Genomic DNA, 19,552 nt, shown 5'->3' on the forward strand with positions numbered 1-19,552 from the left:
TTGTTAACTATGAATAAAGTAAGGAATACAACAATGTGGCGCCATGCAGGAACTGACACCTCTACAGCAGCTGATGCCGGCACTAGCGCAGCGCATACCTATATGCTTAACCTTAACGGTACAGGTGCCCTCAACACACTGCATATTCTTAGTCAGCGCCTGCTGCAGATAGCAGAAGATGACCAGACACTGGTGTGCTTGCTGGGCCGGGTAAGGCCCTATAATCAGGATTACCTGCCGGGCGACGCTGCACAGTGGTTTTTACAACTGCATCAGCAACAGCCGCAACAGTTTTACCCGCAGATTGCCGGTTTTTTTGTGCTGATCATTGTCGACAAACACCAGGGCACTATCAGCATAATCAATGACCATGTCGGCGCCGTGCCGTGTTATATCGATAGCAGACAACAAGCTAAGCTGGTACTGAGCGACAGCCTGACGTTATTGCGCCAGCATAACCCCAGCGTAAGCCTGGATACACAAGCGGTTTATAACTACTTGTATTTCCACTGCATTCCATCACCTGACGCCATATATCAGCAGATCAAAAAGCTGGAACCGGGTGTGGCCTTTACAATAAGCGCCGACGGTAGCCTGCACAGTGAAACCTATTATCAGCCGGATTTCACCCCATCAGCCGAGCCACAGCAGGTATTACAGCAGCAATGTCAGCAACTGATATCTGAAGCCGTTGCGCGTAATATCAGCCCCGACTGCGCTGCTTTTTTAAGTGGTGGGCTGGATAGTTCAACAGTCGCCGGTATGCTGGCGAAACATAGTCAGAACGCAAAAACCTATTCGATTGGTTTTGAAGCCAAAGGTTACGACGAAACAGCCTACGCTCTGATCACAGCAAAACATTTCGGCACCGAACATAAAGTGCATTACCTGCAGCCGGAGGAAATCACGCAGCATTTTAGCACCGTGGCAGCCGCCTTTAATGAGCCCTTTGGCAACTCTTCTGCGATGGCGGCGTATATCTGTGCCAAAGTGGCAGCAGAGGATGGTATAAAAGTGCTGTTAGCCGGAGATGGCGGCGACGAAATATTTGCCGGTAATGAGCGCTACGTCAAACAAAAAACCTTCGAACATTACCGCGCCCTGCCTGGCCCACTGCAATCGTCGCTGGACTTATGTTTTTACAACAACCTGGCAGCAAAACTGCCGGGGCTGAAAAAAGCCTATAGCTACATTAACCAGGCCAAAGTCGCCTTGCCGGATCGGCTGGACAGCTACAACTTTTTAAACCGGTTTGATATTAACGAAATGTTTTGTCCGGAGTTTATCGCCCATATTGACAGCCAGCTGCCGCTACAACAGAAGCAACAGCGTTATAAGGCGTGCCGCTCTGCCGATGCCGTTGACTGCATGATGTATCTGGACTGGAAATTTACGCTGGCAGATAACGATCTGGTTAAAGTTAGCAGCATGTGTCAGCTGGCTGGCGTTGAAGTGCGTTACCCGTTGTTTGAAAAAGAAGTGGTCGATTTTAGCTGCAAAGTCAGCGCTGGCATTAAAGCGCCGGGGCAAAAACTGCGTGATTTTTACAAACGTAGTTTTACCGGGTTTCTGCCCGATGCCACACTAAGCAAAAGCAAACATGGTTTTGGCCTACCATTTGGTGTATGGATGAAGCAACAACCTAAACTGCAGCAAATAACAGCAGATAGCCTGGCCAGCCTGAAACAGCGTAATATTATTCAGCCAGCCTTTATCGAAAAAGCACTGGCAACCTATCAGCAAGGCCATTCGGGTTATTATGGTGAATTGGTATGGATTATGGTTACGCTGGAGTTGTGGCTGCAACAACATGAGGCCGGTTATGTTGCATAAAATACTGCAAGTTACCGGTAAATTGCTTGGCCGGAACAAGCTAAGCATTCTGATTTACCATCAGGTACTGGCAAAGCCCGATCCAATGCGGCCAAGCGAACCTACCGCAGAGGTATTCGACTGGCAAATGCGCTTATTGCGCGACTATTTTACCCCTTTGTCACTGCAGGAAGCACTGCAACACCTGCAAAACAATACTTTGCCTGCTAATGCAGTATGTGTCACCTTTGACGATGGTTATCTGAACAACCTGACAGTAGCACAGCCAATTCTGGCTAAATACGGCATTCCGGCCACGGTGTATGTTGCCACGGCTTTTAGCCAGGGTAGCAATATGTGGAATGACCGGCTGATTTATCTGTTTTCACAGCCTGAGCGCCAGCAATTGCTACTGGACGATACTCAGTTAGCCTTAACTGACGCCGCAGACCGGCGCAGTAAAGCGCAGCAATGGCTGAAAAAATTAAAATACCTGCCAATAGCCCAACGGCTGGAAAAAATTGATCAGTTTTATCAGCAAAATAATGCCACTGAGCAAGAGCCACTGATGATGTCGCCAGCGCAGATAAAACAACTTTCTGACAGCGGCGTTACCATTGGCGCGCACACGGTAAACCACCCTATTTTAAAAGTGATGCCTGAAGAGCAGCAGTTGCAGGAAATTAGCCAGTCCAGGCAACAACTGGAAAACTGGCTTGGCAAACCTGTGCAGCACTTTGCTTATCCTAACGGCGTGAAAGGTACGGATTTTGATGACACTACGGTAAAACTAGTCACCGAAGCCGGTTTTAGCAGTGCGGTGATTACGAACTGGGGCATTTGCACGGCAGCTACCCCGCCCCATTTGCTAAACCGCTTTACCCCCTGGGATAAAAGCCCGCTGAAATTCCACTGTCGGCTAACCCTTAACTATACCAAGCCTGCACATGTCTGACCCGGTTTGCTGGCAAGTACAGCTGTTTGATAGAAACGATCCGCAGTTTTTTGCAGACTGGACAGTATTAAGCAATAGCTATCATGGCAATAATCAATTACTTGGCACTGAGTTTCTTACCTCATTATTAGCCTATTTTGACCATACACCGTTATACCAGGTGCGTGCCATCCGGCAGGGGCAAGTGCAATGCCTGATGTTGCTCCGACAGCGAAATAAACTGATTTGGGAGTTGTATAAGCCCAGCCAGGCTCAGGTTGGCTTGCTGCTGATAAATCCGGCCTTTACGCCAGATATAACGGCATTATTGCGGGCATTGCCCGGCATAGCAGCCCGTATCGATTTTCTCAGCCTGGATCCGGCAGAACACCTGGCACTACTCAATATACTGAATGAACAACAGCAGGCATTTTATGCCACCAATATGCAGATAAGTCTAAAAGACGGCTTCGACAGCTATTGGCAGCTGCGCTCAAAAAACCTGCGTAAAAATATGTCGCGTTATGAAAACCGCCTGCAACGTGAGAATACAACTGTCGATTTTCGCCAGATCAGTAGTGCGCAACATATTAAGTCTGCAGTAGATCGCTACGGTATGATCGAATCTAAAGGCTGGAAAGGTAAACTCGGTACAGCCCTGCACCCCAGTAACCGGCAAGGCCAGTTTTACCGCGACTTTTTGTACCAGTTGGCGCAGCAGAACAATGCCATTGTTTACGAATACTACATACAAGACCGGCTTGTTGCCTCCAGGCTATGCTGCATCAAACACGATATGCTGATTATTCTGAAAACAACTTTTGATGAAGAGTTTAAAAGCTTCGCGCTGGGCCGCTTGTTACTCAAGCAGATCCTGCATACGCTGTTTGACAACAACAGCGTAAAAGTGGTCGATTTTTACACTAACGCCTCACCAGAACAACTTGAATGGGCCACCGACACCCGCTCTATTTACAACGGCACCGTGTATGCAGAAAACATCTTTGGCAAAACCTTACAATTATTAACCCGGCTAAAGCAAAAACTGAAGAAGAAACCCGTGGCAGAGGTGGCAGAGCCATGACAGAGCCAGCAGGACAACCGAGCCCCTCAGCTTTACCGCCGGTGTTTGTCAGCGACTACTGGTTCAGTGCTTTTGCAGAGCATGTAAACCATAACAAACACAATTTTAGCCTGCCTTTAAGCGGGCAGGCTAAAGTCGCTTTTTTTAGCAGCAATCCAAGCCAGCCGGGTAACACCCTGGACAGTATGACCAATTACTATTCGCCAATTTTTGGTATTGCCGGGCAGCCGATAGCCACGCTGCCCTGTGCGGCGACATTACAACAACACGCCAGCATACTTTCAGCCTACGATTACATTAATATTCTGCCGCTATACAGCAACCAGGCGCAGGCCTGGTGCCAAAGCTTTGCCACCTTAGGCTTTAAGGGCTTTATTTACCAACACTCGGTAAACTGGTACGAACCCGATATCACTAGCTTAGCGCAGTACTGGCAACGCCGGCCCAGCCAGCTGAAAAACACGCTGAAACGCAAACAGGAACTAATGAATAAAGACGGTAACTTTACCGTTAAAATATACAGCGAAGGTTCTGCAGAGGTACTGTTGCAGGCCCTGATTGATTACCATCAGGTGTATTACCACAGCTGGAAACGCTCTGAACCCACCCCGGCTTTTATCGACAGTATTTGCCAGCACAACTGGCAAATTAATGCCTTGCGTATTGGGGTCATTTACTACAATAACGAACCGATAGCAGCGCAAATCTGGTTTTTATACGATAAAACCGCCGCCATTTTCAAGCTGGCTTATGACCAAGACTTTACCCGTTTCAGCCCGGGGACAGTGCTGACTGCTGCACTACTTGAGCACGTTATTTGCCGAGATAACGTTAACACAGTAGATTTTCTTACCGGCAATGACGATTATAAAAAAGACTGGATGTCAGCAAAACAGCCGCTTTATGGTATTCAGCTATGCAATAAGCAGACATGGCGCGGCAAATTAAGAGCGCTGACAAATTATGCTGGCAATTTTAAGCACAAACCCGTGCCGAAATAATCACACCGGTTATATCGTCAGTCCGCAAAATCAGCTTAATGCCTTAACTATGTTTTGCAGGTGCTGTTTTGACAGAGCCTGATGCACTGGCAGTTGTACCAGATGCTGCTGATAGTTGCTGACAACCCCGGTTACTGGTGTTGCAAGCTCTTCCCAGCGCAACACCTGAATTTGCTGCTGACGCAAGCGCGTAAAGCCATCAATATCATGCAGTAAAAACGGCAGTACATAAGGCACATCATGCTGTGTCAGTGTTGGGTATAATACCTGCCCTGCACTACTGTGCTGCAACTGCTGTGCAAGATACTGATAATTGTCCCGCCGCTGCCTGCTAATCGCTGCGTAATTACTGTGTAACATCAACCAGCGACTGGCTCGTAAACAATCGGCCGTTTGCATAGCTGTGCGAAAATAACGCAAACCTGTATCAGCAGAGCCGGTTACCGGCCGGTTACCGGATCGCAGCGCTTTTAATTCTGTTATAAAATCCGGAATAACCTGAGCTGAACCGCTAAAGCCGGGCAGGTATAACACGCCGCCATCTGCACTGCCGAGCGTTTTAGCAACACTGCTGACACTGGCGCTGATAGCAGGCGGTTGTGCCTCACAGGTTTGCCAGAAATGCACCAGGCTGTGTGCGTTATCTTCAATGACCAGTTTATTCGCTGCAAAAGCTTCCTGAATAAGCTCATCAGCATTCTGGCTAAAACCAAAGTAGCGCACCACCACCACATGGGTTACCTGCGGGCTAAGTAAGTGGCTAAAAATAGCAATATCGGTACTTAAATCGGCTAACTGCGGGTAAAAAACAATGTTATAACCAGCATAAATAAATGGCTCTACTAACGCCGGGCAATGATAAGCCGGTAACAACACAGTATTTTGCTGTGAGCTCTGCTTTAAATGCAAAGCTGCCGCCGCCAGCGCATATCTGGCACGGCTGAATGTGCTGACATCGTTAACAGGTAGCGAATGCCGCCGTAAGCTACTGCCTTCTAAGCTAAAGGCAGGCTGAGCTTTAATCAGCGAAGGCGGGAAATGTTTGGCATCCATTAACGGCGCAGAAAATTGTACAGGCATTGACTCAGTCCATGAATTCACACCCGCACTATGCTATAGCAGTACCACCGCACAAACAACATCACATATAGTTGCCATAGTTGTCATAGTTGTCATTGTCACAGCGGCCTAAATACAAAAAGTACCAAGATACAAACTTGGTCATCGCCTCCGCAACGGTTATCATAGGGCTTGCTCAGGTTTAAGCACAAGGAAGGCAAAGTGCAACAACATCCCCTCAGTACCGGCTTTATCCAACTACAACAGCGGCAGTTATTTCTTCGCGCCGTGCAAAACAGCACTGGCAACGGTCATGCCATTGTGGTTATTCCGCCTTTTGCCGAAGAAATGAATAAATCCCGTCATTTGATCAATGCAGCTATGCGCCAACTGGCCACTGCCGGTTACAGCTGCTTTATGCTGGATAATTATGGCACTGGCGACAGCGCCGGTGATTTAGATCAGGCCAGCGTAGATATCTGGCGCGATGATCTCTACCAATTATTGCTGCTGTTGCAGCAACAGGGTTACCAAAGTGTCAGCTTTATTGCGGTGCGCTTTGGCGTGATACAACTGTTCGACTTGCTGAATAAACATACTTTACCCTTGCCGGTGCAACAACTGGTGTTATGGCAACCGGTATTTGATGTTGGTAAATTCTGGCAACAGTTTTTACGGTTAAAAGTGGCAGAGGCCATGGCTGCAGGTAATAAAACCAGCCAGAAAGACCTCGAGCAACAACTTAACAATGGCGAAAATATTGAAATTGCCGGTTACCCGATAAGCCCGGCGTTTTATCACAGCCTGCTCAATATCAACAGCAGCATTCCGGCGCAGTTAAACAGCGTGAATCTGCACTGGCTTGAAACGTCGCAACTGGATACCGTGGCCCTACCGGTACAAAAAATGCGTGACCACTTGCAACAACACTGCAAGCTAAACTATACCCAACTCAAAGCCGAGCCCTATTGGCAAACAGCCGAACTGGCCAGTGCAGAGCAACTTATTGCCCTTACACTACAACACTTAACTGAAGGCTCGCAGCATGACTGAACACTATATCAGCCTGGCAGGCGCCGGTTATCAGCTAAGCGCGATTGTGCATGACGCCACTGCAACAACCGGTATGCTGCTTATTGTTGGTGGGCCACAGTACCGTGTTGGTAGCCACAGGCAGTTTGTTAAACTAAGCCGCTATCTGGCCACACAGGGCATACCATCAATGCGGCTGGATACTGCCGGTATGGGTGATAGCAGCGGCAGCAAAGCCGCGTTTTACCAGCAAACGGCCGATATTGAGCTGGCGATTGATGCTTTTTTTAAGCAGTGCCCGCAACTAACACAAGTGGTGCTGTGGGGCCTGTGTGATGCTGCCAGTGCCATTTTGATTAAACTCAACCGGCCAGACCCGCGCATCACTGGTGTAATACTGCTAAACCCCTGGGTGCGCCAGCAGCAAAGCCATGCCAAAACCATGTTAAAACACTACTATTTAAAGCGCCTGCTAAGCAGGCAATTCTGGCATAAGCTATTTGGCGGCGGTTTGGCGCTACGGCGCAGCCTTGGCTCGTTCTGGCAGACATTACGAGCCAGCAAAACCCGCGCTGCTGCAGCTAGTGCCCAGCTTACAGTAACAGAGCAAAACTATGTTGCGGCTATGCTTAGCGGCTGGCAGCAATTTAACGGCAAAGTGTTGCTGATCAGCAGTGGTAACGATTTAACGGCGCAGGAGTTTTTGCAGTTATGTGCCGACAACCCAGCCTGGGGTAAGTGTCTGCAGGCTGCCGGGCACTATCATATCAGTGATGCCAGCCATACCTTCTCTACAGCGCTTTGGCGCGAGCAGGTTGAGCAACAAAGCTATAATTTTGTGCACACCACAAACTAAGTGCTGTTAATACCGTTTGGCTAAATAACGCCAGGGAGCAGGATGCTTATGTACAGCAATAACAACGAACCGGCTTTGCACAAGTGGTTACTGTTGGCTTGTGTGCTTTATCTGGCCTTTATTATTTACGGCAGCCTGGTGCCGTTGCAGTATGTCGCGCTGCCGTTTAACGAGGCAATAGAGCGGTTTTGGCACATTCCTTATTTGCAGCTTGGCATACGATCAAGAGCAGACTGGGTAGCCAATATTCTGCTGTTTATCCCGTTCGCTTTTTTACTTTGTGCGCTTAGCTTCCGCCCCGGCGCACCTGCAATAAACTTGTTGCTGGCTGGCGTTATCTGGCTGCTTTGTGCCGCTTTGGCCGTAAGCATAGAATTTACCCAGTTGTATTTTCCACAGCGTACAGTGTCCATCAACGATATTATTGCTGAAACCACCGGCGCCATGCTGGGTATCATTTTGTATTGTTTCAGAGGCCGTCAGCTAAAACAGTTTTTGGCTTCACTGGCGCTTATTCGTGGCCAGGCTTCGGTAGTCACTTACCTGCTGATTGGTTATATCGCCATTTTTATACTGTACAACCTGTTACCGCTGGATCTGACGTTAAGCCCGGTCGAACTGTATAAAAAATGGCGTGAAGGCCGCATTGTGTTGCTGCCATTTTCCGGTTACCGCGGCTCTGCAGCTGAAATTGGCTATGCAGTACTAAGCGATATTCTGCTTTGGTGCCCTATCGCCGTATTGTTGTATCTGCAACAACAGCAGGCAGGTATCCGGTTGTACAGCAAGGTGCTGTTACTGGCGCTGCTGCTGGAATTTTGCCAACTGTTTGTCTATAGCCGGGTTACTGATATCAGTGATGTGCTCTGCGCCTTAATTGCCACCTGGTTAAGCATAACGTTACTGCGCTTATGGCAGCACAAACCAGCCGGCAAAACAGACACCACCACTGTACAGCTTAAACACGGCCTGCTGTGGAGCCTGGCTATACTGGCTTACAGTTTGTTTGTTTTAATATTATTCTGGTATCCGTTTAACTTTAATTTCGACTGGGCTTTTATCAACCAAAGATTGCAAGTGGCACAGGATAAGGTATTGCTGGAATCGCTGTACTTTGGCACTGAGTACCGTGCTATTACCGCACTACTGCAAAAACTACTGCTATTTTTCCCACTTGGAATACTACTGGCACTGTTTCAACGCAAGCTGTCGCTGCGCTGGCAGCAACAAACCCTACAGATTGTTGGCAGTATTTATGTGATTAGCCTGGCATTATTATGCGAAGCCATGCAGCTGGCACTGCCCGGTAAAACTGTGGATATTACCGATGCCATACTGCAAATAGGTGGAGCTGCAGCAGGTTTTGGTTTTACCGTTTTTTTCGTCAACCGCCTGCACCGGCCAGAAACCGCTGAAGTAAATAGCACCAACGCCGCAGCGCCAGGCTTATTAACTGTGCCACCAGCCAAAACTGCAGCAGGGCTTTATATAAAGCTGGCCAGCCATTTGGCTATATCCATGCTGGCTATGTTTTTGTTAAGCCGGTTGCCGGTAATACCCTACAATGTGCGTGAACTGCTAAGCGATAATCTCAGCGCTATTCCCGGCTTATGCCTGATGCTGTACCTGCTGGCTTTACCTGCCATCTTTACGTTTAATACCTACGCCCGTTTTATCCTTTGGTCCCCTATGCTGTGCCTTACGCAGGGCCTGGCTATATTCTGGCTGCTGTATGCCACAGTGCCGGCAGAATCACTGTATGACATTGTTGGTACCCCGGTGACAACGCTACCACGGGCTCTTGAGCTAATGCTGCGCTTTATCGGCTTTTTTAGCCTGATCCAGTTTAACTGCATGGCTGCAATGCAATTTATTTATAGCCGTAACAAAATACCCGCCACCATTTTATGGCTGGACGCGAATGCCGTTGTGGCTCTGCTCTGGTATCTGGCCGTAGTAAAAATGGCAGCAACCGACAATATTGTTGAACTGCTGGCTGATGGCGGCAGCCTGGTTGCCATAACTGCGCTGACTACGTGGCTGATGCTGTTATTCAGTGCTGCAGCATATCTGGCCCAACAATTCAGTACCCCGGTGCACACCCGCTGGAAATATATGCCGCTACTTATCTTATTTGTGCTGCCCCTGTCCTGGTGGCTGCTGCAAAACGCTACTGAAAGTGTTATCGTTAAATACCAGCAAGCTTACTCAGCGTTACAATTTTTGCTCAGTACGGACAGAACCCAGTATGCCGCTCCGCTGCAATTATTTATGCGCTACAGCCTGGCTTTTATCACGCTGCTTGGGCTGTTGTGTTGGTTTTTTATTCCGGCTATAGCGCTGCGGCGCACTATAAAATTCTCGGGTTCAGGGGCTTAATCATTCCATGCTAAATAGGTTATCGCGCTATTTTTTGCGCAGCGTATTGTTGTTAGCAGTGCTTACCGTGGCTTTGTTTTTTCTTATTACATCAAAACCGGTGTTATCACAGCGTACTATAGAATCCAGCGACGTTACTACGGCACAACGTGTGCTGTCTGACACGGTGCGACATCTGGCGCAACCCAACGGCAATATAAAACTGGTTTTTGAGCAAAAACAGTTAGACGCGTTGATGAACGTCGCCAGCTATGCCCTGCCACAAGTAGAGTTCAGTGGTGTGCTTAATCCGTTTGGTGTAGCTTTGCATGGCCAGGCAAACCTGCCGCTAAGCTGGCCCAGACGCGGTGTAAAAACGTCATGTTTGTTTATGCCGTCAGACACAGGTTTCGCTATTGAACACTGCAAACTGGGCGCAATTACTTTACCGGGCTGGATTGCTAACCCACTACTCCGCCTAATGGTACGCTCGGTCATTGCAGCACCGGCAGATCAGCAGTTGCTAACGTTGTTTGCCAGAGGCGAGCTGATAAATAACCGCCTGCACTTTGAAGCGGCTAATGCCAGCCCGATTAAACTAAGCCTGCATCCGCAAATTCACCGCCCATTTGGTTTGGGCCAGGATCAGAGCGCGGCAGCACCAGATGTTGAGTTTTACCTGCAGCAGTTAAAGCAATTACAACGCCAGCATAAACGCGAGCGCCGGCTGGCATTTTTTGCTCACGAGTTGTTACTTGTTGCGACAAACCGTGCTGATAACAGCAATTTGGAAACCGAGTATAAAAACGCGCTATGGGCTTTGGCCGTCGCATTTGCCAGCAAAAGATTTATTTACTACGCCAATCCTAATGTAAAGCTGCACCAGGTGCCGAATATGCCCCCCATGCTGCTAAACGGCCGGCGCGACCTTACACTGCACTTTTTATATTCGGCGGTGCTGCAAATGCTGGGTAATACTCAGCTATCGCAGCAAATTGGCAACCTGAAAGAAATCATGGATGCAGACCGGGACAAAGGTGGCTCAGGCTTCAGCTTTGTTGACCTGGCGGCAGACAGAGCTGGCACCCACTTTGCTGAGCACCTTGCATCAGTAACACCGCAACAGTTAAGCCAGTTTAACAGCCTGACTTTTGAACAAGCGATAATGCCGCCAACGCGGGATTTACCGGAGGGGTTAACTGAACAACAAGTACAGCAGCAACTTGGCGGTTATAACGGTGCCGGTTTTAAACAGCTGGAGCAGGAAATTACCCGGCGCATTGCCGCGTTAAAACTGTATAACAGCCAGCCAGAGCCGGCTGAGATTTAAAAATCATCGCGGTAATAGCGCCCGGCGTTAAATTGCTGCACGATATTTTTTATCCGCAGCTGCACGTCATCAGGCAACTGTTTGCGCCACTTATAGGCAGATTGCAGCGGGTCTTTAGTGGTACTGTAATAAGCGCTGTTGTCGCTGCCATGAACTGACTGCGCCAGATATTGCAGACATTGCTGATCTGCTTTTAAGCCACAAAATGCCAGGCACTGCTGCAACACCTCTTGTGGCTTTTTACATAAGTTCTCGTACACCAGTACCATGTTGCTGCCGTCACCCGCACATTGCGCCAGCGCAAAATCATTAATAATGCCCCAGCGTACGGCCAGCCGCTCTTCTTTAGTCATCTGCTTTAAACTGTCCAGACTAAAGCGCTGCTCGCCACTTTGCTGTAATAATTTACTGTACAGATCCCAGTCTTCCCAAATTGGTAAACCACCATCAAACAAGCCGGCGTCCTGCCCTTTTAACGTAGAGGCAATATGGCCACAAGGATGGCGTAATATGTGGATACTGCGGCCTGGCACCAGCTGTTTAATCGCCGCCATACGGCCAAGCGACTCGATTGACTTCCAGACGATTTGTTGCTGCTCAGATTGCAACCGTAAGGGTTTGATAAACCGGGGCGCCCCTAAGCGGCCAGCTATTTTAGTGGCGTACGCACTGCCCAGAAACAGCAGCCAGCTAACCGGGTTAAGGTAATCTTTAGCAAAAAACGGCCGCGAGGCAATCACTTTTTCTGCTTTGCTGGCAAACCACAACTCAAGTTGTGACTGCAGCGGATACTGTGTGGCTTCATCTGCCTTTAGCAATAACGGAATAGCGATATTGGGCTGCACGCTGTCTGGCTCATGCAAATAGTATGTCTGGCGCTGTGCATCAAACAGTTTACCAAGCCAGGTAGTGCCTGAACGGGGCATGCCAAATAACAGAATACAGTGTTTACTCGTCATTAAAATATCCTTATTAAGCCCATAATATTGCTAATTGTTCACACCTGAATGGCAGTTTTTTTCAAAACTGAAAATAAATAAAAGGTGCTTCGCCCGCCCCCAGCATAAGCATACTGTAAAGTAACAGCACTACGACTGAGGCCTGCAGCAGTTGTGGTATGGTCAGATAACGCTGTTGCCATAACGCAATATAATGCTGCGGGATCAAATGCAGTATTACGGCCACCAGCAACGCCACCGCGCCGGCAGCAGTGAGATGAAACGATAACGCCATGTTATGCCAGATAGCCTGCAAATAGCCACCGGCGTGATGCAGATCCTCAGCCCTGAACATTACCCTTAGCAAACATACCAGGAAAAACGTTCTAAGCACTGCCAGTGCCCAGCGCCAGCCTGTTTGCTTGTCAAACCAGCCGTACCTGCGCATATAGCGCTCAAACGCCACCAAGACGCCATGGCAGAAACCATACAGCAGAAAATTCCAGCCTGCGCCATGCCATACCCCAATGGCAACAAAGGTTAGCACCAAATTGATATAAACATTGCCGTGTTTGCTGCCACCCAGCCCATGGTAAAGGTAGTCGCGGAAAAAAGACGACATAGAAATATGCCAGCGCTGCCAGAAATTAGAAATACTGTCGGCCAGATAAGGCCGGTTAAAATTCACCGGTAACTGATAACCTAATAAACGGGCACAGCCCCTGGCTATGTCGGTATAGGCTGAGAAATCCAGATAAACCTGAAAGCTGTAGCCAATTAATGCCAATACTAAAAATGCAGACGACTGGTTAGCATAATCAGCAAAGGCAGGGTCAACCAGATGCAGTGCCAGTACATCTGCCAGAAGCACTTTTTTTATCAGGCCACGGATAATAAGCATCACGCCTTCCTGCTGCGCAGCACTGTCAGCATAAGTATGCTGTGTCAGTTGCGGCAGAAAATAACTGGCGCGCACTATTGGCCCGGCAACCAGCTGCGGAAAAAACGATACAAACAGTGCAAAGTCGGCCAGCGAGCCAACAGGGTCGAGCTGCCGCCGATAAATATCTATGGTGTAAGACAGCGCCTGAAAGGTATAAAACGAGATCCCCACCGGCAAAATAATATGCAGGATATTAATATGCGATGACATACCCAGCATAGCAGCGACAGCATCCAGATTAGTGAGGAAGAAATTAAAATACTTAAACAGCCCTAACACGCCCAAACTAAACACCAGTGATACCGCCAACCAGATTTTTGGCCGGGCCGAGTACCGAATTAACCGGCCACAGTAGAAATTCACTGCCGTCATAGCGAACAGTAGCGCACCAAAACGCCAATCCCAGCTCATATAAAACCAGTAACTGGCCAACAGCAGCAGCATTTTCTTCTGGCCGTTATGTTGAATAAACCGCAGTAAAATGACCAATGCGATTAAAAATACATAAAAATGAAATGAGGTAAAACTCATGGTGCCACCTGCCGGGTGTCTTTTAACACCTGCGCCAGGGCTGCGGCGATGGCCAGCTCACCTTTGGCTGAAAAATGCACGCTGTCAGTAAAGTACTCTCGCCCGCCAGGCACCTGCTCTGACAAACGGACATAATGCACATCAGTGTACTCAGCGGCAATTTGCTGTTGCACCTGGTTGTATCGTTCAAACACCTCGGAAAACTGTCCGACTGTTAAACAAGGCGTGTAATAAAGTGCTGAAGCGGCCAGTTGTTGTTGTAACTGCAGCGGCTGATCGTTGCGAAAGGCTCGTAAATTTTCAGCAAACAGTATCGTTTTAACCTGTCGCTGCTGCGCAAGTTCAACTATCTGTCGCAGCGAGGCAGCATATTGCTGCAGGTAAGGGCTAAGATCAGGCATCGGGGAATATTTGTAAGGCACGTAGCGTAAATCTGTGCTGTTTTTCAACAGCAAATCCACGCTTAACAACCATTTGGGTGCCTGTAACTGCGGCAAAGCATAACTTTTAGCAGCGCCGTTTCGCTGACATAAACGGCCCACATCGTTACTTAAACCAGAATACAGAATTAGCACATCTTCAGACAAGGCGGCCAGTTGCTCTGCATACAGCAAATACTGGCTGCTGATATCGTTTCCCGGTATACCGGCATTAATCACTTCAAGCGGTATATCACTGCTGATCCGCTGCAATATTGCCGGAAAGGTATCGTCGTTAGTAGCAGCATAGGCGCCATAAGTGCTGGAGGCACCCAGTGCAATAACTCTGATATTGCTGTTTGTTTTAGGCCCTACAGCAGCAGAGCGCAACCCCAGTTGGTTGCTTTTTACTTTAATGCTACTGCCTTCAAACTCAACATCGGCTGCCAGCAACTGATAACCATTATGCTGCACAAACAGCGAGCCTTGTGCGCTGTTGTCAGCGAAGGCTGCGGTAAGAATACTGTTGCCAAACTTCAGCTGCGCCCTGAGCTGTAATAAAAACTCCATCAGCATAAATAAAATCAGCGCCAGCAATAACGTTTTCCATATCTGACTGTCCTTAGCCATGTTAACGCTCTCTGTTTAGTTAGCTCTCTGTTTATAGCTTTGTATCAGAGTAAAATCTCAACCACTGCCGGATGGCCAAGAAAATCCTGCGGGCTGGCCGTGGGGCCATAAGCACCGGACTGATACACCACAACCCAATCTCCCACTTCGGCGACCGGCAGGCTTACCTTATCCGCTAGTATGTCCAGTGGCGTACACAAAGGCCCAACTACAGTAACCAGCTCAGTGTCGGCATGCTGCATTTTATTGCCAATAGCCACCGGATAATTTTTGCGGATCACCTGGCCAAAATTACCGGAGTTCGCCAGATGGTGATGTAAACCACCGTTACACACCAGATAGGTAGTGCCACGGGACACCTTTTTATCTACCACCTGACAAGCATAAACGCCTGCCTCTGCCACCAGATAACGGCCAAGTTCAATCACCAGCTCAATACCGGCAAGCGCTTGTTCGTGTTGCTGTAGTAATTGTGTCAGCGATAAACCAATAGGCTGTAAATCAAGCCGTTTTTCACCAGGGAAATATGGAATACCAAAACCACCACCCAGATTGATCAAATCAGGCCGGTATGGGCAAGCGGCAACCAGTTTAGCTGCCAGCCCAAATGTAAGCTGGTGTGCTTCTGTCAGTGCTTCAGTTTTTAGATTCTGCGAGCCGCAGAAAATATGAAAACCACGTAACTTCACCGGCATAGCAGCTATCTGGGTCAGCAGCTCGAATACTTGCTCTTCATCAATACCAAAAGGCTTAGCGCCACCGGCCATTTTCATGCCTGACGCTTTGAGCTCAAACGCCGGATTAACGCGCAGTGCCACCTGTGGTGTTACTGTGTGCAACTCTGCCAGACGGCAAATACGCTGCAGCTCGTTGGCCGATTCCACATTTAGTGTAACGCCGGCGGTAATAGCGGCGGCAAGCTCGGTATCGGTTTTCCCCGGACCGGCAAAACTGATATCGGCTACCGGCATACCGCTTTGTATCGCCAGCAGCATTTCTTTTTGCGATGCCACATCAAAGCCGTCTACTAACGGGCGCATGTGCTGCACAACAGGCCAGTATGGGTTGGCTTTTACCGCATAGTGCAACTTAATTCTGTTAGGAATTGCCGCCCTAAAGCGTTGTATTTGTTGATTAATAACCTGGCGGTCATAAGCATAAAATACTGATTTGCCAAGCATGGTGCTAATAGCACTAAGGCTGAAACGGCCCAGCAGCAGATTATCGCCCGGACAGCTAAACTGCGACATTAACTCATGTTGTGGCGCTTGTGGCCGTGTTTCTGTATTCAGGGTACTGCTCATCTGGATGCCTCATTAAAATAACCCCGGTACTGCTCTGACAATAGCTTACGGTCAATTTTGCCATTGGCATTTTTCGGTAAACCCGGTTGCAAAATTAAGGCTTTGGGCTGCATAAAATTAGGCAAACTGCGCTTTAGCTGGGTTGTCCAGTTAGCAATGTCCGGTTCATTACCGTCTTTGCAGGCAAATAACACCAAAATGGCTTGCTCCAGCTCAGGGTGCGGCACACCAATGGCGGCAACATCAACCAGTGCAGGGCTAAGTTGGTAAACGGCTTCTTCCACTTCAGTAGGGCTAACCCGGTAACCTGAAGTTTTAATCATTTCATCGCGCCGGCCAATAAAGTATAAAAAGCCATCTTCATCGCAGCGCACTGTATCGCCAGACCACACTGCAAGTTGGGGTAGCTGAATACCTTTAGGTGCTACGGGATCAAACTTAAACCGTTCGGCTGTTTTATCCGGGGCATTCCAGTATCCCAGGCTAACCAGCGGCCCGCGATGCACCAGCTCACCTGGTTCATTCGGCGCGCAGATACTGCCATCTTCACGCACAACCACAATTTCGGCATTCGGAATAGCTTTGCCCATAGAGCCGGGCCGCTTTTCCAGCTCAGCTGGCGGTAAATAGGTAGAGCGAAAGGCCTCGGTTAAACCATACATTAAATAGGGTTCAGCCTTATTAAATACCCGTTGCAACTGCTGTAACAAGGCTTGTGGCATAGCACCACCGGAGTTGGTTAGGTAACGCACGGTATCAGCACTGCCTTCAACCCAGTTGGCTTTGGCCAGCTGCGCCCACAAAGGTGGTACTGCAGCAATGCCGGTTACTCCGTATTGCTTCACAGTGCGCACGACATCCTGCACCAGGAAAAAATCCAGCAACACTACACTGGCGCCGGTTAAAAACGCAGTGGTCAGCTGGCTTAAGCCATAATCAAAACTCAGGGGTAGTAATGCCAGTAAGACATCATCGGTGGTGTTGTTGAGGTAGCTTGATACGCTTTGCGCGCCCACCAACATATTGCGGTGCGATAACACCACCCCTTTGGGTTTACCGGTGCTGCCCGAGGTATATAGAATAGCCGCCATGTCCTGATCGGTTGCATGCGGATATAACTGCAATGTTCTGTGGCTGACGTCGGTATAAAATGACTTCAACTGAATATGCGCCAGCGGGCTCATATCTTCAGCGACATCAGTCAATAACACCGTATGTAAGTCACTGCACAAATGCAGCTCCTCTTCTAAACTGGCCAGCCGGTCTTTACTGGTAATAAGCACCCGAACATTACAATCCTGCAGGATATGTGCAACCTGCGCCGCCTTTAACCCCGGGTTCACCGGCACAAATACTGCACCGGCCATTGCGCAGCCAAACAGGCTGAACACGGTTTCAAATTGTTTGGGCAGGTACACCGCCACCCGGTCAAAGCGCTGAACGTCCTGCGCTTGCAACTGCATGGCAGTGGTAGTTACGCCGGTTGCAAGTTCAGCATAAGTTAAGGCGGTGTTTTTAAAGTACAGTGCAGGACGCTTAGGAAAACGCGCAGCAGACTGGGTAACGATATCGTGGAGATTTTTGGTCATAGTATCCTTCAGACCTTTCACTTTTTATCCCTTTGTGTGCAATAATAAAACAGTTTTGCGGAAAATCCGACTGTAATTTATCTACTTTTTGTAGTTTAACCGCAGCGGCACCCTTTACGCAAATCAGGGAACTACCTGTCATTTTAAGGAAGCATTATGCCACACCAGCAACTTCTCGCTGATATCTTACGCGCCGTCTTGCAAATAGATAAACAATTTACCGACGATACCCCCTTGCTGGGCGCTATTCCAGAGTTTGATTCTATGGCAGTTATTGCTGTAATAACCGAACTGGAAGAGCAACTGGGTATCCAGATTAATGATGATGAAATATCCGCCGACGTATTTGAAAACTTTGGCCAGTTAAATAAATTCGTCACCGAAAAACAAGCTGCCTGACATCGCATTATGCCTTATATGGTACAGCGTCAGACAGTAAAACCTCAGGTATAAAGGACACAGTATGCAGAGTTTTTCCCGTGTATCAGTAATAGGTTTGGGCTATATAGGTTTACCCACCGCCGCCGTTATCGCCTCCCGCGGTGTGGAAGTGCTCGGTGTTGATGTTTCAGAGCATGCGGTTAATACCATTAATCAGGGCAAAATTCATATTGTTGAACCTGACTTGGATATGCTGGTACAAGCAGCCGTTACCACCGGCAAGTTAAAGGCCTCTCTGACGCCGGAACCGGCTGAAGCTTTTATGATAGCGGTGCCCACGCCGTTTAAAGAAAATAAAACCCCGGATTTAAGTTACATTAAGGCTGCGCTGGAAAATATTGCTCCGGTTATTGCTAAAGGTAACCTTATCGTACTTGAATCAACCTCTCCGGTTGGTACTACCGATAAAATTTCAGCCTGGTTGGCTGAGCTGCGCCCTGATCTGGTTATGCCACACCAGGACCCGGACAAAGCCGATGTTTTTATTGCGCACTGCCCTGAGCGCGTATTACCTGGCCGCGTGTTGCAAGAACTGGTCAGCAACGACAGGATTATTGGTGGTATTACCGAGCGCTGTGCGCAAAAAGCCGTTGCCCTGTATCACCTGTTTGTACGCGGTGAGTGTTTGTTAACCAACGCCCGCACGGCAGAAATGGCCAAGCTGACCGAAAACTCGTTCCGCGACGTCAATATCGCCTTTGCCAATGAACTGTCGATGATTTGTGATCATTTAAAAATCAACGTTTGGGAATTGATCAAGCTGGCTAACCGCCACCCAAGGGTTAATATTTTAACACCCGGCCCGGGTGTTGGTGGTCATTGTATTGCTGTTGATCCATGGTTTATTGTTGACTCAGCGCCAGAGCAGGCGCAGATTATCCGCAAGGCACGTGAAATTAACGACAGTAAACCGCTATACGTGATTGATAAAATAAAGCAGGCTGCTGATCAGTTTAAAAAGCCGGTGATTGCCTGTTTAGGTTTAGCCTTTAAAGCAGATATTGACGATTTACGTGAAAGCCCGGCACTGGATATTGCCATGTCGTTGTTAAAAGACAATATTGGTGAAATTTTGCTGGTAGAACCTAATATTAAACAGTTACCGCAAAAATATGCCGATCACAATGCCCGGCTAACGTCTTTGCCACAGGCTTTAGAGCAAGCCAATATATTGGTGGTACTGGTCGACCATAAGCAGTTTAAAACTCTGCACCCGGTAGATGTCGCAACCAAAGTTGTTATTGATACCAGAGGCATTTTCGGTTAACGAAAACCATTTCACTACAAGGAG

The 19,552-nt window shown here is 48.5% G+C and carries 16 protein-coding genes; 10 read left to right on the forward strand and 6 right to left on the reverse strand.

Going from position 1 to position 19,552, the window contains the following annotated elements; translation table 11 throughout:
• Nucleotides 1-33 precede the first annotated feature (33 nt).
• The 4 genes from MJX74_RS06920 to MJX74_RS06935 are packed head-to-tail and all read left to right on the forward strand — an operon-like array spanning nt 34 to nt 4,831.
• On the forward strand, nt 34-1,833 hold the full coding sequence (locus MJX74_RS06920; RefSeq protein WP_240221982.1) for an asparagine synthetase B family protein: 1,800 nt from the start codon (nt 34-36) through the stop codon (nt 1,831-1,833).
• Nucleotides 1,823-2,767, forward strand: coding sequence for a polysaccharide deacetylase family protein (locus MJX74_RS06925; RefSeq protein WP_240221984.1), 945 nt, complete (start codon nt 1,823-1,825; stop codon nt 2,765-2,767). The genes MJX74_RS06920 and MJX74_RS06925 overlap by 11 nt, the downstream gene beginning before the upstream one ends.
• Nucleotides 2,760-3,830, forward strand: coding sequence for a GNAT family N-acetyltransferase (locus tag MJX74_RS06930; RefSeq protein ID WP_240221986.1), 1,071 nt, complete (start codon nt 2,760-2,762; stop codon nt 3,828-3,830). The genes MJX74_RS06925 and MJX74_RS06930 overlap by 8 nt, the downstream gene beginning before the upstream one ends.
• Nucleotides 3,827-4,831, forward strand: a complete 1,005-nt coding sequence (locus MJX74_RS06935) for a GNAT family N-acetyltransferase (protein ID WP_240221988.1) — start codon at nt 3,827-3,829, stop codon at nt 4,829-4,831. Before MJX74_RS06930 ends, MJX74_RS06935 begins: the two co-directional genes overlap by 4 nt.
• A 30-nt stretch (nt 4,832-4,861) precedes the next feature.
• Here the strand turns inward: MJX74_RS06935 and MJX74_RS06940 are convergent, their stop codons facing one another.
• Entirely contained in the window at nt 4,862-5,911 is a 1,050-nt protein-coding gene (locus MJX74_RS06940) for a PLP-dependent aminotransferase family protein (RefSeq protein ID WP_240221990.1), read from the reverse strand.
• 201 nt (nt 5,912-6,112) lie between these two features.
• On the opposite strand from MJX74_RS06940, the gene MJX74_RS06945 reads away from it, so the two are divergent.
• Genes MJX74_RS06945 through MJX74_RS06960 form a run of 4 tightly spaced genes read left to right on the forward strand, consistent with a single transcriptional unit; the run spans nt 6,113 to nt 11,466 of the window.
• The gene (locus tag MJX74_RS06945) at nt 6,113-6,943 is read left to right on the forward strand and encodes a serine aminopeptidase domain-containing protein (RefSeq protein ID WP_240221993.1); all 831 of its coding nucleotides are present in this window, start codon (nt 6,113-6,115) and stop codon (nt 6,941-6,943) included.
• Nucleotides 6,936-7,778 carry a hydrolase 1, exosortase A system-associated gene (locus MJX74_RS06950; protein ID WP_240221995.1) on the forward strand — a complete coding sequence of 281 codons (843 nt, stop codon included), beginning with the start codon at nt 6,936-6,938 and terminating at the stop codon, nt 7,776-7,778. The genes MJX74_RS06945 and MJX74_RS06950 overlap by 8 nt, the downstream gene beginning before the upstream one ends.
• Nucleotides 7,779-7,826: 48 nt before the next feature.
• On the forward strand, nt 7,827-10,157 hold the full coding sequence (locus MJX74_RS06955) for a VanZ family protein (RefSeq protein WP_240221997.1): 2,331 nt from the start codon (nt 7,827-7,829) through the stop codon (nt 10,155-10,157).
• A gap of 7 nt (nt 10,158-10,164) precedes the next feature.
• Nucleotides 10,165-11,466, forward strand: a complete 1,302-nt coding sequence (locus tag MJX74_RS06960) for a hypothetical protein (RefSeq protein ID WP_240221999.1) — start codon at nt 10,165-10,167, stop codon at nt 11,464-11,466.
• Here MJX74_RS06960 and MJX74_RS06965 read toward each other — a convergent pair.
• The 5 genes from MJX74_RS06965 to MJX74_RS06985 all read right to left on the reverse strand — a co-directional run bounded on the left by MJX74_RS06965 (nt 11,463) and on the right by MJX74_RS06985 (nt 17,820).
• Nucleotides 11,463-12,425, reverse strand: a complete 963-nt coding sequence (locus tag MJX74_RS06965) for a sulfotransferase (protein ID WP_240222002.1) — start codon at nt 12,423-12,425, stop codon at nt 11,463-11,465. The genes MJX74_RS06960 and MJX74_RS06965 overlap by 4 nt on opposite strands.
• A 61-nt stretch (nt 12,426-12,486) precedes the next feature.
• Entirely contained in the window at nt 12,487-13,878 is a 1,392-nt protein-coding gene (locus MJX74_RS06970) for an MBOAT family O-acyltransferase (RefSeq protein ID WP_240222004.1), read from the reverse strand.
• Nucleotides 13,875-14,927 (reverse strand): SGNH/GDSL hydrolase family protein, encoded by a 1,053-nt coding sequence (locus MJX74_RS06975; RefSeq protein WP_240222006.1) that lies wholly within the window; start codon nt 14,925-14,927, stop codon nt 13,875-13,877. The genes MJX74_RS06970 and MJX74_RS06975 overlap by 4 nt, the downstream gene beginning before the upstream one ends.
• A gap of 44 nt (nt 14,928-14,971) precedes the next feature.
• The gene (locus MJX74_RS06980) at nt 14,972-16,231 is read right to left on the reverse strand and encodes a pyridoxal-dependent decarboxylase, exosortase A system-associated (RefSeq protein ID WP_240222008.1); all 1,260 of its coding nucleotides are present in this window, start codon (nt 16,229-16,231) and stop codon (nt 14,972-14,974) included.
• Nucleotides 16,228-17,820, reverse strand: a complete 1,593-nt coding sequence (locus MJX74_RS06985; RefSeq protein ID WP_240222010.1) for an acyl-CoA ligase (AMP-forming), exosortase A system-associated — start codon at nt 17,818-17,820, stop codon at nt 16,228-16,230. The genes MJX74_RS06980 and MJX74_RS06985 overlap by 4 nt, the downstream gene beginning before the upstream one ends.
• Before the next feature lie 156 nt (nt 17,821-17,976).
• Between MJX74_RS06985 and MJX74_RS06990 the strand changes: the two genes are divergently transcribed.
• Together MJX74_RS06990 and wecC are read left to right on the forward strand one after the other, a co-directional pair.
• Nucleotides 17,977-18,219 carry an acyl carrier protein gene (locus tag MJX74_RS06990; protein WP_068235251.1) on the forward strand — a complete coding sequence of 81 codons (243 nt, stop codon included), beginning with the start codon at nt 17,977-17,979 and terminating at the stop codon, nt 18,217-18,219.
• A gap of 64 nt (nt 18,220-18,283) precedes the next feature.
• A complete protein-coding gene (wecC, locus tag MJX74_RS06995) occupies nt 18,284-19,528 on the forward strand; it encodes a UDP-N-acetyl-D-mannosamine dehydrogenase (RefSeq protein ID WP_240222012.1) in 1,245 nt (414 codons plus the stop codon).
• The last annotated feature ends 24 nt before the right edge of the window (nt 19,529-19,552 follow it).

It is taken from the genome of Rheinheimera hassiensis (assembly GCF_022436675.1).
Taxonomy (GTDB): Bacteria; Pseudomonadota; Gammaproteobacteria; order Enterobacterales; family Alteromonadaceae; genus Alishewanella; species Alishewanella hassiensis.

What these genes read in the sequence shown, in the direction of transcription:
- MJX74_RS06930 (WP_240221986.1), top strand. Translation starts at nt 2,760, where the DNA reads ATGTCTGACCCGGTTTGCTGGCAAGTACAGCTGTTTGATAGAAACGAT.
- MJX74_RS06935 (WP_240221988.1), top strand. Translation starts at nt 3,827, where the DNA reads ATGACAGAGCCAGCAGGACAACCGAGCCCCTCAGCTTTACCGCCGGTG.
- MJX74_RS06920 (WP_240221982.1), top strand. Translation starts at nt 34, where the DNA reads ATGTGGCGCCATGCAGGAACTGACACCTCTACAGCAGCTGATGCCGGC.
- MJX74_RS06940 (WP_240221990.1), bottom strand. Translation starts at nt 5,911, where the DNA reads ATGCCTGTACAATTTTCTGCGCCGTTAATGGATGCCAAACATTTCCCG.
- MJX74_RS06950 (WP_240221995.1), top strand. Translation starts at nt 6,936, where the DNA reads ATGACTGAACACTATATCAGCCTGGCAGGCGCCGGTTATCAGCTAAGC.
- MJX74_RS06980 (WP_240222008.1), bottom strand. Translation starts at nt 16,231, where the DNA reads ATGAGCAGTACCCTGAATACAGAAACACGGCCACAAGCGCCACAACAT.
- MJX74_RS06970 (WP_240222004.1), bottom strand. Translation starts at nt 13,878, where the DNA reads ATGAGTTTTACCTCATTTCATTTTTATGTATTTTTAATCGCATTGGTC.
- MJX74_RS06965 (WP_240222002.1), bottom strand. Translation starts at nt 12,425, where the DNA reads ATGACGAGTAAACACTGTATTCTGTTATTTGGCATGCCCCGTTCAGGC.
- wecC (WP_240222012.1), top strand. Translation starts at nt 18,284, where the DNA reads ATGCAGAGTTTTTCCCGTGTATCAGTAATAGGTTTGGGCTATATAGGT.
- MJX74_RS06955 (WP_240221997.1), top strand. Translation starts at nt 7,827, where the DNA reads ATGTACAGCAATAACAACGAACCGGCTTTGCACAAGTGGTTACTGTTG.
- MJX74_RS06990 (WP_068235251.1), top strand. Translation starts at nt 17,977, where the DNA reads ATGCCACACCAGCAACTTCTCGCTGATATCTTACGCGCCGTCTTGCAA.
- MJX74_RS06960 (WP_240221999.1), top strand. Translation starts at nt 10,165, where the DNA reads ATGCTAAATAGGTTATCGCGCTATTTTTTGCGCAGCGTATTGTTGTTA.
- MJX74_RS06925 (WP_240221984.1), top strand. Translation starts at nt 1,823, where the DNA reads ATGTTGCATAAAATACTGCAAGTTACCGGTAAATTGCTTGGCCGGAAC.
- MJX74_RS06985 (WP_240222010.1), bottom strand. Translation starts at nt 17,820, where the DNA reads ATGACCAAAAATCTCCACGATATCGTTACCCAGTCTGCTGCGCGTTTT.
- MJX74_RS06975 (WP_240222006.1), bottom strand. Translation starts at nt 14,927, where the DNA reads ATGGCTAAGGACAGTCAGATATGGAAAACGTTATTGCTGGCGCTGATT.